Origin of the sequence: Niallia laureatilytica (genome assembly GCF_046613985.1) — a bacterium.
Taxonomy (GTDB): Bacteria; Bacillota; Bacilli; order Bacillales; family Cytobacillaceae; genus Niallia.
This window is the reverse complement of the sequence record NZ_JBKKHP010000011.1, coordinates 51,720-65,316: the sequence shown is the minus strand read 5'-3', so window position 1 is coordinate 65,316 and position 13,597 is coordinate 51,720. Positions and strand designations below refer to the sequence as shown.

Below are 13,597 nucleotides of genomic sequence, written 5' to 3'. Positions count from 1 at the left end.
GTGGCATTTCAACTATTATTAAACGTGCTTCTTGGATTTATGTGGATGGTAATGACTGTATCGTTTGAACCTGTTGCTTTTTTTAAAGGATATCTTTTTGGTTTGCTAATCCTCTATATATTCAGGAATTTCTTTTCATCTCGATTTTACCTTTTTAGAATACTTGCTGTATTGAATCTCACATATATTTTTATTAGAGAATTAATCAGCTCAAACATAGCAGTTGTAAAAACGGTCTTAAAGCCAAAGTTGGATATGAAGCCGGGTATTTTTGCATATCCCACCATTTTAGAAAAGAATTGGGAGATAACCATTTTAGCAAATCTGATCACCTTGACACCTGGAACTTTAGTGATTGAAGTATCTCCTGATAACAAAATATTATATGTGCATGCTTTGGATATTAATGATGCACAAGAATCCATTGACTCTATTAAAAACACATTTGAGAAAGCAATTCTGGAGGTGGGGCGATAATGTTTGAAACATTTATGTATATTGCCATATTGTTAATCGTCATTGCTATGATAGGATTTACCTACAGAGCAATTAAAGGCCCAACAACACCTGATAGAGTGGTTGCACTAGATGCTATCGGTATTAGCTTAGCAGGTCTTACCGCACTAATATCCATTGTATTAAATACGAGTGCTTTTCTTGAAGTTATTTTAGTCATTGGTATTCTGGCATTCATTGGTACTGTAGCCTTTTCTAAGTTTTTAGAGAAGGGAGAGGTGATTGAAAATGACCGAGATAGTTAAGGTGATTGTTGGCTTATTAATTGCCATTGGAGTTCTTCTTCATTTAGTAGCTGCTTTAGGTGTTATAAGACTTCCAGACGTATATACAAGGAATCACGCAGCATCCAAAGCATCAACACTTGGAATCATGGTTATTCTACTTGCTACTTTTCTATATTTTTATTTTATTAATGGTCATTTTAATTCAAGGATTTTACTGGGGATTGTTTTCTTCTTTCTAACGTCACCTGTTGCAGGGCATTTAATCGGTAGAGCTGCCTATAATTCAGGCGTAGAGCTATGGGATAAAAGTATACAAGATGATCTAAAGAGTAGTAAAGACGAAAAGAGACTTCAGAAATAAGGAATATAAATAACTCAAACCCTTCCGTTTAAATAGATGGAAGGGTTTTGGAGTTACTAAAATAAGCTAACTGTTTTAACTTACTGTATTGTTTGATTTATTAGCTTTTGTTAAAAAGTACGCAGTTACCCAAGCAGTGATAGGAATAACAATCGCAACTCCAATACCAGAACAAAGTATGGTAATCATTTCGGAGCTGAAAATTTTTGAATTTACTACTTCTCCAATAGAATAAGCCAAATCTTTAAACCAAATTAACAAAGCCAAATATCCTCCGACAAAGGCGAAAAACAACGTATTTGTACTCGTTCCTAATATATCTCTTCCAATACTCATACCAAAAAGGAATAACTCTTTTCGGCTTATGTTTGGGTTATGATATTGCATTTCTCGCATAGGGGAAGAGACGGCTATAGCGGTATCTGTTATCGCACCTATCGTACTCATAATAATGACAGATGCTGCAATTTTTACAAAATCTAAGCCTATGTAAAAGGAAAACATACCAAGCTCTGCAATTTCTTCTTCACCAAACCCTTGAATCATCGCCTTATTAGTTGTGTAAATAATAATTATAAGCAATAAAACTGTAGAAATAAGTGTTGATATAAAGGCCGGCTTTGTCTTATTATTGACTTCGTTTATATAGAACAAATTGATACAGCTAATTATGACACATGCAACAATAGTTAAAATAACTGGATTGAAATTTGCGTCGTTCATTAGTATAACCGTGAAAATAATGACACCAAAGTTCAAAAATATAGCAAAAAAAGACTTTAAACCCTTTCTTCCACCAAAAATGAACATTAAGAGAAATAATATAACGGCAAGCAATACTAATACATTCATAGACTTTTCCTCTTTCGATTCACAAAAAATATAGTTGTGTATAGGCCAATAGGAATTGTTAGTACTATTCCTATGCCCCCGGCTAAAGCTCTAGCAATTTCTAATGATAGATTCAGGGAAAGAGTATAGCCAAATGGTGAGCCATTTTTAAAATAGAGAATGAGAAGAGGAATCGAACCGCTGACATACGCAAAAAACAGAATATTAGTCATCGTCCCCATAATATCTCTGCCAACTTCCATGCCAGATTTAATAAGAGCCTTTATCGGTATATGATTGTTTTTATCATACAATCCAAAAACGGTAGAGGACATTGTAATGGCTACATCCATTACAGCTCCTAATGAACCAATGAATAAACCAGCCATAAAAACCATTTTGTATGGGCGCGTAATAAATTGCAGTTCCTCATAGCGAAGTCCCTTCTCACCAGTTATGAAAAGAACTAGATACGTAATTAATAAGGAGCTAAAGGTTCCAAGCAGAGTGGCAATAATAGCAGCATATGTCTTTTCATTAAATCCATTTACTAACAATAAAGTAACTATAGTAAATAATATAACGCTAAAGACACAAATCCAGACTAAGCTCAAGGTTGAATTATTAATGTATAAATCTAATGCGTAAGATAAAAGGAAAGCATTAACAATTAAACTGATAATGGACAGCAGCCCTTGCTTTTTTCCAATCAAAAGTAAAACTATTATAAAGACCCATGCAATCATCAGTAAATATTTATCACGTTTCACATCAAGAATCGTGCCAGTTAATTTACCGTTATGGTTATCATGGAGAGAAACAAATAAATCATTACCTGCATGAAGTTTATTATCTAAAGCTTTAGAATCTGAATATTCATTAATCAAATATATCTTTTTACCTTTGTCACTGCCATTTTGTAATTCAGCAACGATATTTTGTACATGTATCCGATCTTCATTATTTGCATCTTTTACTGCAGTCACTTCCTCTATATTTGTTTTCATGACCTTAGCAATAGGTTTTTCATATAAGGAATAGTTATTTTGAACAAAAATAATAGAGAGTACAAAGGAAAGTAATAAAAGGGTATACAATACCTTATTTTTAGTTGGCATCTGTTTAGATAGTCTACTTAACAAGCATCTTCACCACCTTATAAAATGTTAGTAAGTTTGACTGAGTTTCAAAATGTTTCGTGAAGGAAACATTTTGCCTATAGATACAATAACACTACTCAGTAGATAATTACAAAGAAGAATAAAAAAGAAAAGATTCCTAATTCTCTGTGAGATAGGGATTCATTTCTAGCAATAAAATAAGTAAGCTATGTTTTCACTTTGGTCTTAGTTTACTTCTTGTATTAATCTTACCACCGGTACACATATTAAAAGTAAAGTATAGATGATAGGTGATAATATAATGAGTCAAATATTATGGTGGTCCTTACTAATTTTACCGTTTTTTGATAAGCAGAAGTAAAAAGATTCTTTCCAGTATTGTTATTATCCATTGTTTTAAACTCAGTCGTATATCAGTTAGCACAAAAACTAAATTGGTTTACTGTTACGAGAAATTTGCCTTTTTTAACTAATATATCTCCATCAGTTTATGGGATGTTTGCTGTAGGGACTTTATTGATTTTTTATTTTACATATGGAAATTTCCTGTTGTATTTTATTATTAATTTGCTATTTGATATCTTCCAGAGCTATATTGTAACCCCCTTTTACGGGAAGCTTCATTTATTTGAACGGCAAGAAATGAATGGATTTGAATCAGTGCTTTTGATGACTGTCATGTCTCTCATTATGTATGTATATCAAAGGTGGCAAGATACGGTACTAAAAAGTGAATAATTATTCTTCAAAGATGATAAGAGGATTTATTGTTTAAGACCTTACAAATATTATTAGTCACTTGATTACAGGTGTATTCTGGGGAGATAGAATTATGAGGTACTTAAATTGTTTTTCCCTTCTATGTTTACTTTTTCTTTTAACAGGATGTTGGGATAGAAATGAAATGTCAAAGCTTTCTATTGTTACAGGTATAGGAGTTGATAAAGGAGAGTCACATAAATATAGACTAACGATAGAAACAACAGAAGCAAGAGAAATGACAACCCAAACAGCAACTGGTTCGGCTCCGTCAAATGTTTCCTCGTTGGAAGGCAATACTGTGGCTGAGATTGCTTCTAAATTTAATATTGTTAATGCTACTCATCCTGTATTCTCACATACGAGATTGTTAGCGATAAGTGAGGAATTAGCCAAGGATGGCATCCTAGATTTTATGGACTTCTTTGATCGAAACAGAGAAATTCGAGATGATTTTGCGATCGTCGTCGTACAAGGAAGCAACGCTGAAGATATATTAAAAGTAACTAATATGTACAAAAAAAGCCCTTCGCTTAAATTATTTACACAATTAAACACGATGCAAAAGGAGTGGGGCGGGGCACCAGATATTAAGCTTAACGATTATGTTCGTATATATAATTCGTTTGGACAAGCTCCTGTTTTACCTGCAGTTCACATACAAGGAGATCCTAAAAAAGGCGGAAGTACTGATAACTTAAAAACAGAGGTACCAGATAGTCAAATAATAGTAGATTCTATGGCAGTATTCAAAATGGGCAAACTTGCCGGGTATGCGAATTTAAATGAAGTTAGGGATATGCTCTTTGTACAAGGGAAGATAAAAAATACAGTGCTAACGGCAAAATGTGAAAAGAGTGAAAAAAGGTTTGGTTATCATATTACTCATACTAAAACAAAAATTACAGCAAAGGAGACAAACGGAATACCAAAATTTTATATAAAAATAAAGACAGAGGGATATTTGGAAGGTAATAATTGCCTAGAGGATATTAGTGAAGCTGGTGCCTTTGAAGGATTAGAAAAAGCGATGAATGATATGATGGAAGAAAGCATTAAGAAATTTATTGTTAAAACAAAAGAAGAGTTTAATGCTGATATTTTTGGATTAGGAGAAAGCCTTAGAGAACAAGACTATCAACATTTCAAGAAGTATAAAGATACTTGGGATGACGGGTATGCAAAAGCCGAAATATATATTGATTTTAATTCTGAAATAAAAAGAGCAGGCTTAAGAAAAAATCCATACTTAATGAAAAAGTAAGTATTAGTGTAAATTACTTCTTATATAGTAATGTGATTGGAAGATGAATACCAACATTAAAAAGCATATCTGAGAAGAACAGATATGCTTTCCTTATCGCTGATTATTTATGTCTGATTTACTTTTGTTTCGATAACAGCAGCCTTTTTAGGCATAAAGCATGCTACAACGAGTGCTATAAAGGATAATACTAACATAAATAAATAAGCATCACTTGAGCCATAAATAGAGGCTAATTTAGCAAGCATTGCAGCAGACGTATTTTCATCTTTTATGGCCAGCTCTGTAGCATGTGAACTTGCCTGTACTGTATAGACAGTAATGACAACGGCTGTTCCGATGGCACCAGCTAATTGACGAATTGTATTATTAACTGCTGATCCATGTGAACCTAAGTTTCTAGGTAAAGCATTCAATCCTGCCGTATTTAAAGGCATTGTAATACAACTCAGTCCGATTCTTAAAATAATAGTCCGAACCATTAAATACATATAAGTAGTTGATTCACTTAAATCGATAGCTCCCCACATAGAAATAATGATAAATACTAAACCAGTTACAAAGAGAGGTCTAGCCCCGTATTTGTCATACATTTTACCTGTGACTGGAGATAAAAACGCATTAATCACAGCTCCAGGCAACAGTAACAGGCCAGCTTCAAATGCACTAAACCCTCGTCCATTTTGAAGGTAAATAGGTAAAAGAATAAGGTCTGCATACATAATCATAGTAATCAGTATGTTAATAAAGGATGTAAGGCTAAAAATTCTATACTTAAAAACAGTTAAATTGAGTAAAGGGTCGTTAGCTCTTAATTGACGCATACAGAAAAGGGTAGTCACAATTATTCCAATTACAAGAGTAGTCAGTATCACTGGATGATCCCAGCCTTTGCTTCCTGCGCTGCTGAATCCAAATAAAATACACCCGAACCCTAGCGTTGATAAAGTAACACTGAGTATATCTAATTTTGCTTTTGAAGTTTCTGAAACATTCATCAAAAATTTGAATGCTAACAATATCACCAAAACAACAAACGGAACTAATCCAATAAACAGCCATCTCCATGACACATATTCAATGATAAACCCAGATAAGGTCGGGGCAATTGCAGGAGCGAAAATCATTGCAAAACCAATGGTTCCCATAATGCTTCCACGCTTTTCAAGAGGATATAAATATAAAATAACTGTCATCATCTGAGGCATAATTATACCTGCTCCAATAGCCTGAATCATTCGTCCAACTAGCAAGATGCTGAAATTCGTGGCTATTCCGCATAATATCGAACCAACCAACAAAAAGAACATAGAGCTAATAAATAATTGTCTAGTAGTAAACCGCTTCATTAAAAAAGCAGTAATAGGAACTAAGACGCCATTTACTAGCATAAAGCCCGTTGATAACCATTGAATAGTGGCAGCATTCACCTTAAAGACATCCATTAAACTGCTTAGTGCAACATTTAATAAAGTCTGATTTAAGGTAGATAAAAAACAGCCTGCAATGAGCACAACCATTAAAATCTTTTTATTTCTATCTGTTATTTCCATTTGCATCTCATAACTCCTTTGTTTCATAATTAGTTTTACGACATCGTGTCGATAAAGTTCATAGTATCAAAATAAGTATTCCATGACCATGAACACATTTTTAGACTTTGTCTATTACTCGACAATCATAACTTTAAGTGTCGATGAAACTAGTAGAAAAACTACAAAGGAGTTAAAAATGACTATATATAAAAAGGAAGATCCTCGCTCCATTCGTTCTAAAGAAATGATAAAAAATGCCGTTTTTGAACTATTAGCTGAGAACCATTCTGTTACAGACTTAACGATAAAAAAAATTACAACGAAAGCTAACTTAAACCGCACAACTTTTTACTTACATTATCAGGACATTCAAGATTTACTTGCACAAATCGCTGACGAGCTTCTAAATAGCCTTTCTGAAAAAATTACGGCACTTACCCACACAAAAGATTTATCAGAAAAACAGAAACTAACCCAAATGCTTGATAATCTTTATGCTCATCGTATTTATTTGCTTCGATTATTTAGTATGGATGACTTTGAAGAGCAGCTATTTGGTATGCTAAAACGTTTAGTAAAAACGAGAAGGGACAACTCCCATACAGATTTACCAGAAGATTATGTAACAGTTGAGATTAAAACAGCATCTTTGGTAGGAATTATTATGTGGTGGATAAGAAATGGACTTCAATATAGCTCAGAATATATTGCAAAGCAAATTAGCTTGCTGTACAGAGGGTAATATTTTGAAATTATAAAATATTCAGTTGGGATATATTTATCTTCAAGGATAGCAGATTCCTTATGTATTGCTTTCATTGAGGTATAAAGAGTATTAATTAAAACATAATAAAGCTAGGAGTGTCTGAATAATTTAGGAATTTCTTTTATTATGTCATTCAAATTAGAAAATGTCCTAGAACTGAAAGACAATGAGAAGAAGAGCTATGGTAAGTAAAGGGCTATAGTAAAAACGGAGGGAACTACTTTGGAAAATCATCATATTCGTCTCACATCATCTGAAATTGGTGGATTATGGGCCAATTATCTTAGTGATTCTCTTTACATTTGTATGTATAGGTATTATTTAGCAAAAGTAGAAGATGCAGAAATCAAAACAGTGTTGGAGCATGCATTAGATTTGTCACAACAGCATGTAAAAGTTATCTCAGACATATTTAAAGAAGAAGGTCATATTATACCACATGGTTTTACAGATGAAGATGTTAATGTAAATTCTCCTCGGTTATTTTCTGATGAATTTTTCCTTCTATATACAAGACAGATGACTAAGGGAGCTTTAGCAACTTACAGTGTCATATTGCCACATACCTTTCGTAAGGATGTGAAGGAACATTTTATGTCTTGTATTTCTTCGACTATGGAGTTGTTCAATGAGGCGGCAAGTTTATTATTATCTAAAGGACTTGAAATTCGTTCTCCCTATATCCCTTATTTAGAAGAAGTAGATATGGTAGAGCAACAAGGGTTTATAGCAGGATGGTGGGGAAAGCAAAGAACATTAACGGCTAGTGAGGTTACTCACTTATTCTCAAATATCCAAACGAATCATATGGGGTCAGCAATGGCTACTGCTTTTGGACAAGTAGTCAAATCAGACGAAGTAAAAAAGTATATGAAACGAGGAAAGGAGATTTCTAAGAAACATGTGGAAATCTTCAGTAAGTATTTAATTAAAAATGATTTGCCTGCTCCTACAACTTGGGATGCACATATTCAGCCAATAAAAGAGCCTCCTTTTTCAGATAAATTAATGATGTTTCATATCTCCTTAATGGTTGCTGCTGGCGTTGGTAATTATGGGACAGCACTCTCTGCTTCAATGAGGCGTGACATAGGTGCTGATTACACACGCTTGTTAGGAGAAATTGGTCTCTATGCAGAGGATGGTATGAATCTGCTTATTAAAAATGAATGGTTAGAGAGACCGCCATTTGCCGCTGACCGAAATCAGTTAATGAACTAACCCTTTACTAAAGAGGAAGGTTCAGTACATAAATATGCAAAATAACCCTCTTTACGAAATGTACAGGCCTTATTAATAATTTAATCTAATTGTTAATGCTGGTTTACATCTTATTTTTTTGACTATAAAAAGCCATATAACAAAGAGTAGACATGTTGTTATATGGCTTTTGGTTGTCTGAATAATTCAAGGATTGGAATGATATATCAGCTTTGTCTGTTTTTTTCAGGATGTGCGGGTACACCCTATATGTGCAAACTAAAGGAAAATTAGTTAGTAATAAATATTCATACTCATTGTGAAGCATACTTATAATACAAAACCGAAGGGCGTATTTCAAATTTTCAAATTCTTAATTATTTCTGAGGTTGTAAGCCTGAGTAAATTCGTGGAGGAACCTCTATGACTAAAAAAGTTCGTCGCAAACTAGCCAAGATAAGTATTTGGGGCACAACCTATATCCATCCGAGAAGCCCTTATATAGTAGCTTTGTGGTCTGTTACTTTTCCTGGCTATGGGCACTTATTACTTCATAAATATATAAGAGGATTTGCCCTTATTATTTGGGAAGTATTTATTAACCAGAAATCTCAATTAAACCTCGCGATGGCCTATTCCTTTATGGGAGAAATTCAGTTAGCAAAAGATGTATTAAATGTTAATTATGTGTACATGTATATACCTGTTTATTTGTTTGCCATATGGGACAGTTACCGTGCAACGGTAGAATTAAATAATATTTATTTATTAGCTGAAAAAGAAGAACCACCAATTGAAGCGATCACTGTAAAACCCTTTGAAATAAATTATGTGGATAAAAGAGATCCACTCATCGCAGTCATTTGGTCATTAAGTATACCGGGTATGGGTCAGTTATATTTGCATCAAATATTTTCAGCCATCTTCGTCCTTATAACAACTGTCTTCTTTGTACATTTTTCCCATGTAATTGCTGCATTTCATTACTTATTATTAGGAGATATTCATAAATCAACAGATATCTTAGATAAACAATGGTTCTTTTATTTGCCGTCATTATATTTCTTTAATATTTATGAAACGTATTTAAATACTGTTGAGAATAATAAACTCTTTGCAGCAGAACAAAAGATGTTTTTAATAAATAATTATCAATCCTTTAACTTAAAATTTAAAAGTAACCGGGTGAAATAACGATGCAAGTTTTTTCTACTTTTGAATATTCTCTTCAATTGGAACTAGCAATAAGAGAGATTGAACAAAAAGGTATTCATAATATTTTAACTGTCCCTTTAGATTCTATTAATACAGAGAGCGTTGGGCTTTTTGATACAATCCATCAGTCAGATGGAGTCTCCTTAATAAATAAAGGAATAGTTTTTTCTGTGTTTTTTTCTGTGTTAGGAGCAAGCAGGGGATTTGAACTAGAGTGGGGGCCAATTTATTGGGGGTTAATTGGAGCGATATCTGGTTTTATTTTTGGTTTAATTATCGATTTATTTATCCACCGGAGAAAAAAAGTAAGCGTTAGAGTAAAAGGCAAAAAAACGGAAGTTCTTCTTATAATTGAATGTATGGATTCAGAACACAATGAAGTGGAGAAAATTCTTTGGAAACACTTTGCATTAAGTGTGGGCAAAGTAAATTAACAAAAGAAATCCAGAAACATCAAAGCAGAGAGGTTTAAAAACTAGCTGCCTAAAGCATAGTCCTACTAGAACTTTTCATCAAGAAACCAGATGATCTAAAAAAATAGGTTGAAAAGTGATTCACAATCATGGTATTCTACTAACTATTGTGACAAAAAATAAATTAATATCTTCTTATCAAGAGAGATGGAGGGACTGGCCCGATGATATCTCGGCAGCGGAACTTAACATTTAAGTTGCTGTGCCAAATCCAGCAAGCACCAGCTTGAAAGATAAGAGGAGTGTTTTATAGATAAATATAAGACCTCTTCTTGTCGTTCAAGATAAGGTCTTTTTTGTTGCAAAAAAACGTTTTATTTCATATTCTTTGGAGGTTTTTGAATGAAGAAAGGGAATCCATGGGCGTTGATTCCATTTGTTGTTTTTTTGATTTTATTTATTGGTTCAGGGGTTATTACAGGTGATTTCTATGCTTTTCCTGTCCTAGTAGCCATCGTTATTTCGGGTGCTGTGGCACTGGCGATGAATCGTAAGGAAACTTTTGAACGAAAAGTTGATATATTTTGCAAAGGAGCAGGAAATTCCAATGTAATGCTGATGGTTGTCATTTTTCTCTTAGCCGGAGCATTTTCAGAAGTAGCAAAAGGTATGGGAGCGGTGGACTCCACTGTTAATCTGACTTTATCCTTTGTTCCGCAAAACTTGCTTGTCGTAGGTATATTTATCATTGCCTGCTTCATTTCCCTATCAATGGGTACTTCAATGGGAACAATTGTTGCACTAGCACCAATTGGTGTTGGGATAAGCGATCATACCGATATTTCCATGGCTTTAGTAATGGCTGGTATTGTTGGTGGTTCAATGTTTGGCGATAACTTATCCTTTATTTCCGATACAACCATTACGGCTGTTCGTTCACAAGGTGCAGAAATGAAGGATAAATTTAAAGTTAATTTTTGGATTGTATTGCCAGCAGCTATTATAACGAGCATTATTTTAGGAGTTATTACAATCGGGGGAACGTCGCAAGTTGAGCATTTAAGCTATAGTTGGGTAAAAATCGTTCCATACCTTCTAGTTATTATCTTTGCATTAGCAGGTATGAATGTATTCCTTGTTTTAGCATTAGGGACTGTTCTCGCCGGAGCCGTTGGTTTATTAGATGGCAGCTATCAAATAATGAGCCTTCTGCAAAAGATTGGAGAAGGAATGGCCGGCATGTATGAAATAGCCTTTCTGGCAATATTAATAGCTGGAATGGTGGAAGTTATTAAGTTTAACGGTGGTATCGACTTTCTGCTGCATCTCGTGACTAAGAGAATTAAATCCAAAAAGGGTGCAGAAATTGGTATTGCAGGTTTAGTGAGCTTAGCCGATATATCAACGGCTAATAATACTATTGCTATATTAATTACAGGTCCTCTCGCAAAAAATATCGCTGATCAGTATGGAATAGAACCACGAAAGTCTGCAAGTATATTGGATCTCTTCTCATGTACGTTCCAAGGTCTTCTACCATACGGAGCTCAAATACTGGCAGCGGCAAGCGTAGCCGGAATATCTCCAGTGAGTATCATGCAGTATTCATTTTATCCTATTCTCATCGGCATCTGCGGTATTATTGCTATTCTTATTGGCTATCCGAAAAAAAAGAAGATATAAACATCAGTGATTTTCACATAAAATAGCTGCCAATTTGGCAGCTAATTTTTTTAGCAATTTAGTGACCTAAAAGAACCGCTTATGAATGTCTCATTAAGTAAAGTCAAAGCCTATGTAAATCAAGTGTGAAAAAAGGAGAAGACAGTAGTTATTTTGCAGTAATATCGGTGGCAGATACTTTCCGTGAAAACTTCGCGTTTGCGCAAGAAACTCTTAGTATATAGTGGAATTATGCAAACAGTTATGTTAACAGGAGATAATGGCAGTATGAAGTGATACAGAAGCTGCTATGATCGTAACTTTAAATATATTGCGATTATTGCGAACAAAAAGTTAAACTGGAAATGAGATAACTATATACGACATAGAGGGAGGAAAAAATGAATAAAAAAGACATTGAATATAAAATTCTGGAATTGAAGAACGAATATTTACAGGTTCAAGATAATTTAGAAAAATTGGAGTATGTAAAAGGAAACTTAGCTCCTTTACAAAAAAGGCTCACTGAAATGGAGGAAGAATTAAAATCACTTAATCAGATGTTAAGCAAAGCTTAAAAGAATGTAAGTTCCAAGATTAACGAAGGTAATTACAAAGCCATCCCTTTTTACAAGTGGATGGCTTTTAAAGTAATAAGATAATGTCAGAACTCAGCTCTTATCCTTAATGATCTGATTGCGGTCTTCCATTTGAGGCGGTTCTTCAAACCATCCGTGCTTAATTTTAATTTTAATGCCTTCTTGAGCGAAAAAATATACATCTTTCGCAAGCATAATCGACTTCATTGAAAGATCATTTCTTAAACTAAAGAAAGCACCTGTCCCTGCTCCAACAAGTCCAAATCCATTAAGTATGTAGATACAATGCATCATAAGCTTGTCAGAGAAGGGCGGAACTGTTGATGTGGTGACCGAACCTGCAGACGAGGTGGAAAATGAAACATCACCTTCTCGAAGAATTTCCTCCATCATTTTTATTTGTTTCTTCGCAAGTTTCTTGCCTCTTTGGAAGTAATGTCTTGCTTCATTATTTTGTGCACATTGTGCAAAGCCGGTAATCAGCTGAACCCCAATGTTATTGGACTGAAGATTATGATGCAGAATGCCGATTTCTAGATCGTTTAAAGCTCTTTTATCACCAGTTAGCTTAAAACCCTCCAGATATTTTTTACTTTCGATATATTCGGTTTTTTTCGGCAATGTCACTTGAGGAGGAAGGGAAAGAATTCCTTTTTCAAGCAAGTAACATGTCGAAAGCTTGTAAATCTTTTGAGTTACAGTAGTAAGTCCTTCATATATTTGCATCACTCTTTTATTGTAAGACATGTTCATATTTAATGTATATAATCCCATACTTACTTCCTTTAGCACACGAATAAACATAATATCAAACCCATTATCATATAACTTAGGAGCTTCCAAATTTACATCTTCTGAAGTAAATCCTACTGGCTTTACTATTCCTTGCTCGGAAAAAAGCTCCTCTATTTCCATAACAAAAAAATTAAGTTCTTGCCATAAGCCACCTAGGATGTTTCTAGCTTCCATATCATCTGATTTTTTAATAAAGTACTCTAAGATCCTCATAATTAATGTTTTTTCTTGATATGTTTGCCACAGAGATCCTATTTCTGAAACACTTATCGTTTTGCTTTTGTTCAAGAAGTATACCTCCCATCCTGTATAATCAGTTAATATATAATCTTT

Annotated in this window: 14 protein-coding genes and 1 riboswitch; of the genes, 10 read left to right on the top strand and 4 right to left on the bottom strand. The window is 34.0% G+C overall.

The features are described from left to right. Genes ACLIJJ_RS21475 through mnhG form a run of 3 tightly spaced genes read left to right on the top strand, consistent with a single transcriptional unit; the run spans window position 1 to window position 1,104 of the window. Window positions 1-477, top strand: a complete 477-nt coding sequence (locus ACLIJJ_RS21475) for a Na+/H+ antiporter subunit E (protein WP_341080322.1) — start codon at window positions 1-3, stop codon at window positions 475-477. 14 nt (window positions 478-491) lie between these two features. Next, window positions 492-761, top strand: coding sequence for a Na(+)/H(+) antiporter subunit F1 (locus ACLIJJ_RS21470; protein ID WP_396953849.1), 270 nt, complete (start codon window positions 492-494; stop codon window positions 759-761). Continuing rightward, the gene (gene mnhG, locus ACLIJJ_RS21465) at window positions 745-1,104 is read left to right on the top strand and encodes a monovalent cation/H(+) antiporter subunit G (RefSeq protein WP_233317209.1); all 360 of its coding nucleotides are present in this window, start codon (window positions 745-747) and stop codon (window positions 1,102-1,104) included. The genes ACLIJJ_RS21470 and mnhG overlap by 17 nt, the downstream gene beginning before the upstream one ends. 75 nt (window positions 1,105-1,179) lie before the next feature. Here the strand turns inward: mnhG and ACLIJJ_RS21460 are convergent, their stop codons facing one another. Beyond that, window positions 1,180-1,956: a YibE/F family protein gene (locus ACLIJJ_RS21460; RefSeq protein ID WP_411411621.1), complete on the bottom strand. Its 777-nt coding sequence runs from the start codon at window positions 1,954-1,956 to the stop codon at window positions 1,180-1,182. After that, on the bottom strand, window positions 1,953-3,053 hold the full coding sequence (locus ACLIJJ_RS21455; RefSeq protein WP_411411620.1) for a YibE/F family protein: 1,101 nt from the start codon (window positions 3,051-3,053) through the stop codon (window positions 1,953-1,955). The genes ACLIJJ_RS21460 and ACLIJJ_RS21455 overlap by 4 nt, the downstream gene beginning before the upstream one ends. Window positions 3,054-3,888: 835 nt before the next feature. Between ACLIJJ_RS21455 and ACLIJJ_RS21450 the strand changes: the two genes are divergently transcribed. Next, on the top strand, window positions 3,889-5,079 hold the full coding sequence (locus tag ACLIJJ_RS21450; protein ID WP_411411619.1) for a Ger(x)C family spore germination protein: 1,191 nt from the start codon (window positions 3,889-3,891) through the stop codon (window positions 5,077-5,079). Window positions 5,080-5,186: 107 nt separating this feature from the next. Here ACLIJJ_RS21450 and ACLIJJ_RS21445 read toward each other — a convergent pair whose 3' ends face one another. Next, entirely contained in the window at window positions 5,187-6,638 is a 1,452-nt protein-coding gene (locus tag ACLIJJ_RS21445) for a DHA2 family efflux MFS transporter permease subunit (RefSeq protein WP_411411618.1), read from the bottom strand. 172 nt (window positions 6,639-6,810) lie between these two features. Here ACLIJJ_RS21445 and ACLIJJ_RS21440 point away from each other — a divergent pair, with 172 nt between their 5' ends. The 6 genes from ACLIJJ_RS21440 to ACLIJJ_RS21415 all read left to right on the top strand — a co-directional run bounded on the left by ACLIJJ_RS21440 (window position 6,811) and on the right by ACLIJJ_RS21415 (window position 12,448). Beyond that, window positions 6,811-7,356, top strand: coding sequence for a TetR/AcrR family transcriptional regulator (locus tag ACLIJJ_RS21440; RefSeq protein ID WP_411411617.1), 546 nt, complete (start codon window positions 6,811-6,813; stop codon window positions 7,354-7,356). 246 nt (window positions 7,357-7,602) lie between these two features. Then, window positions 7,603-8,601, top strand: a complete 999-nt coding sequence (locus ACLIJJ_RS21435; RefSeq protein WP_411411616.1) for a DUF3231 family protein — start codon at window positions 7,603-7,605, stop codon at window positions 8,599-8,601. Between the two features lie 402 nt (window positions 8,602-9,003). Then, on the top strand, window positions 9,004-9,774 hold the full coding sequence (locus tag ACLIJJ_RS21430; protein ID WP_233317202.1) for a hypothetical protein: 771 nt from the start codon (window positions 9,004-9,006) through the stop codon (window positions 9,772-9,774). A 2-nt stretch (window positions 9,775-9,776) separates the two neighbouring features. Continuing rightward, window positions 9,777-10,229 (top strand): hypothetical protein, encoded by a 453-nt coding sequence (locus ACLIJJ_RS21425; protein WP_233317201.1) that lies wholly within the window; start codon window positions 9,777-9,779, stop codon window positions 10,227-10,229. Between the two features lie 171 nt (window positions 10,230-10,400). Then, window positions 10,401-10,508, top strand: a riboswitch (SAM riboswitch). Window positions 10,509-10,610: 102 nt separating this feature from the next. After that, window positions 10,611-11,891, top strand: coding sequence for a Na+/H+ antiporter NhaC family protein (locus ACLIJJ_RS21420; RefSeq protein WP_411411615.1), 1,281 nt, complete (start codon window positions 10,611-10,613; stop codon window positions 11,889-11,891). Window positions 11,892-12,271: 380 nt separating this feature from the next. Then, complete coding sequence (locus ACLIJJ_RS21415; protein ID WP_233317199.1) at window positions 12,272-12,448, top strand: SE1832 family protein; 177 nt, start codon at window positions 12,272-12,274, stop codon at window positions 12,446-12,448. A 93-nt stretch (window positions 12,449-12,541) separates the two neighbouring features. Here ACLIJJ_RS21415 and ACLIJJ_RS21410 read toward each other — a convergent pair whose 3' ends face one another. Beyond that, a complete protein-coding gene (locus tag ACLIJJ_RS21410; RefSeq protein WP_233317198.1) occupies window positions 12,542-13,552 on the bottom strand; it encodes a DUF3231 family protein in 1,011 nt (336 codons plus the stop codon). Between the last annotated feature and the right edge of the window lie 45 nt (window positions 13,553-13,597).

Coding starts and splice junctions, on each gene's coding strand:
- ACLIJJ_RS21470 (WP_396953849.1), top strand. CDS start 492: ATGTATATTGCCATATTGTTAATCGTCATTGCTATGATAGGATTTACC.
- mnhG (WP_233317209.1), top strand. CDS start 745: ATGACCGAGATAGTTAAGGTGATTGTTGGCTTATTAATTGCCATTGGA.
- ACLIJJ_RS21460 (WP_411411621.1), bottom strand. CDS start 1,956: ATGAATGTATTAGTATTGCTTGCCGTTATATTATTTCTCTTAATGTTC.
- ACLIJJ_RS21455 (WP_411411620.1), bottom strand. CDS start 3,053: ATGCCAACTAAAAATAAGGTATTGTATACCCTTTTATTACTTTCCTTT.
- ACLIJJ_RS21450 (WP_411411619.1), top strand. CDS start 3,889: ATGAGGTACTTAAATTGTTTTTCCCTTCTATGTTTACTTTTTCTTTTA.
- ACLIJJ_RS21445 (WP_411411618.1), bottom strand. CDS start 6,638: ATGCAAATGGAAATAACAGATAGAAATAAAAAGATTTTAATGGTTGTG.
- ACLIJJ_RS21440 (WP_411411617.1), top strand. CDS start 6,811: ATGACTATATATAAAAAGGAAGATCCTCGCTCCATTCGTTCTAAAGAA.
- ACLIJJ_RS21430 (WP_233317202.1), top strand. CDS start 9,004: ATGACTAAAAAAGTTCGTCGCAAACTAGCCAAGATAAGTATTTGGGGC.
- ACLIJJ_RS21425 (WP_233317201.1), top strand. CDS start 9,777: ATGCAAGTTTTTTCTACTTTTGAATATTCTCTTCAATTGGAACTAGCA.
- ACLIJJ_RS21420 (WP_411411615.1), top strand. CDS start 10,611: ATGAAGAAAGGGAATCCATGGGCGTTGATTCCATTTGTTGTTTTTTTG.
- ACLIJJ_RS21415 (WP_233317199.1), top strand. CDS start 12,272: ATGAATAAAAAAGACATTGAATATAAAATTCTGGAATTGAAGAACGAA.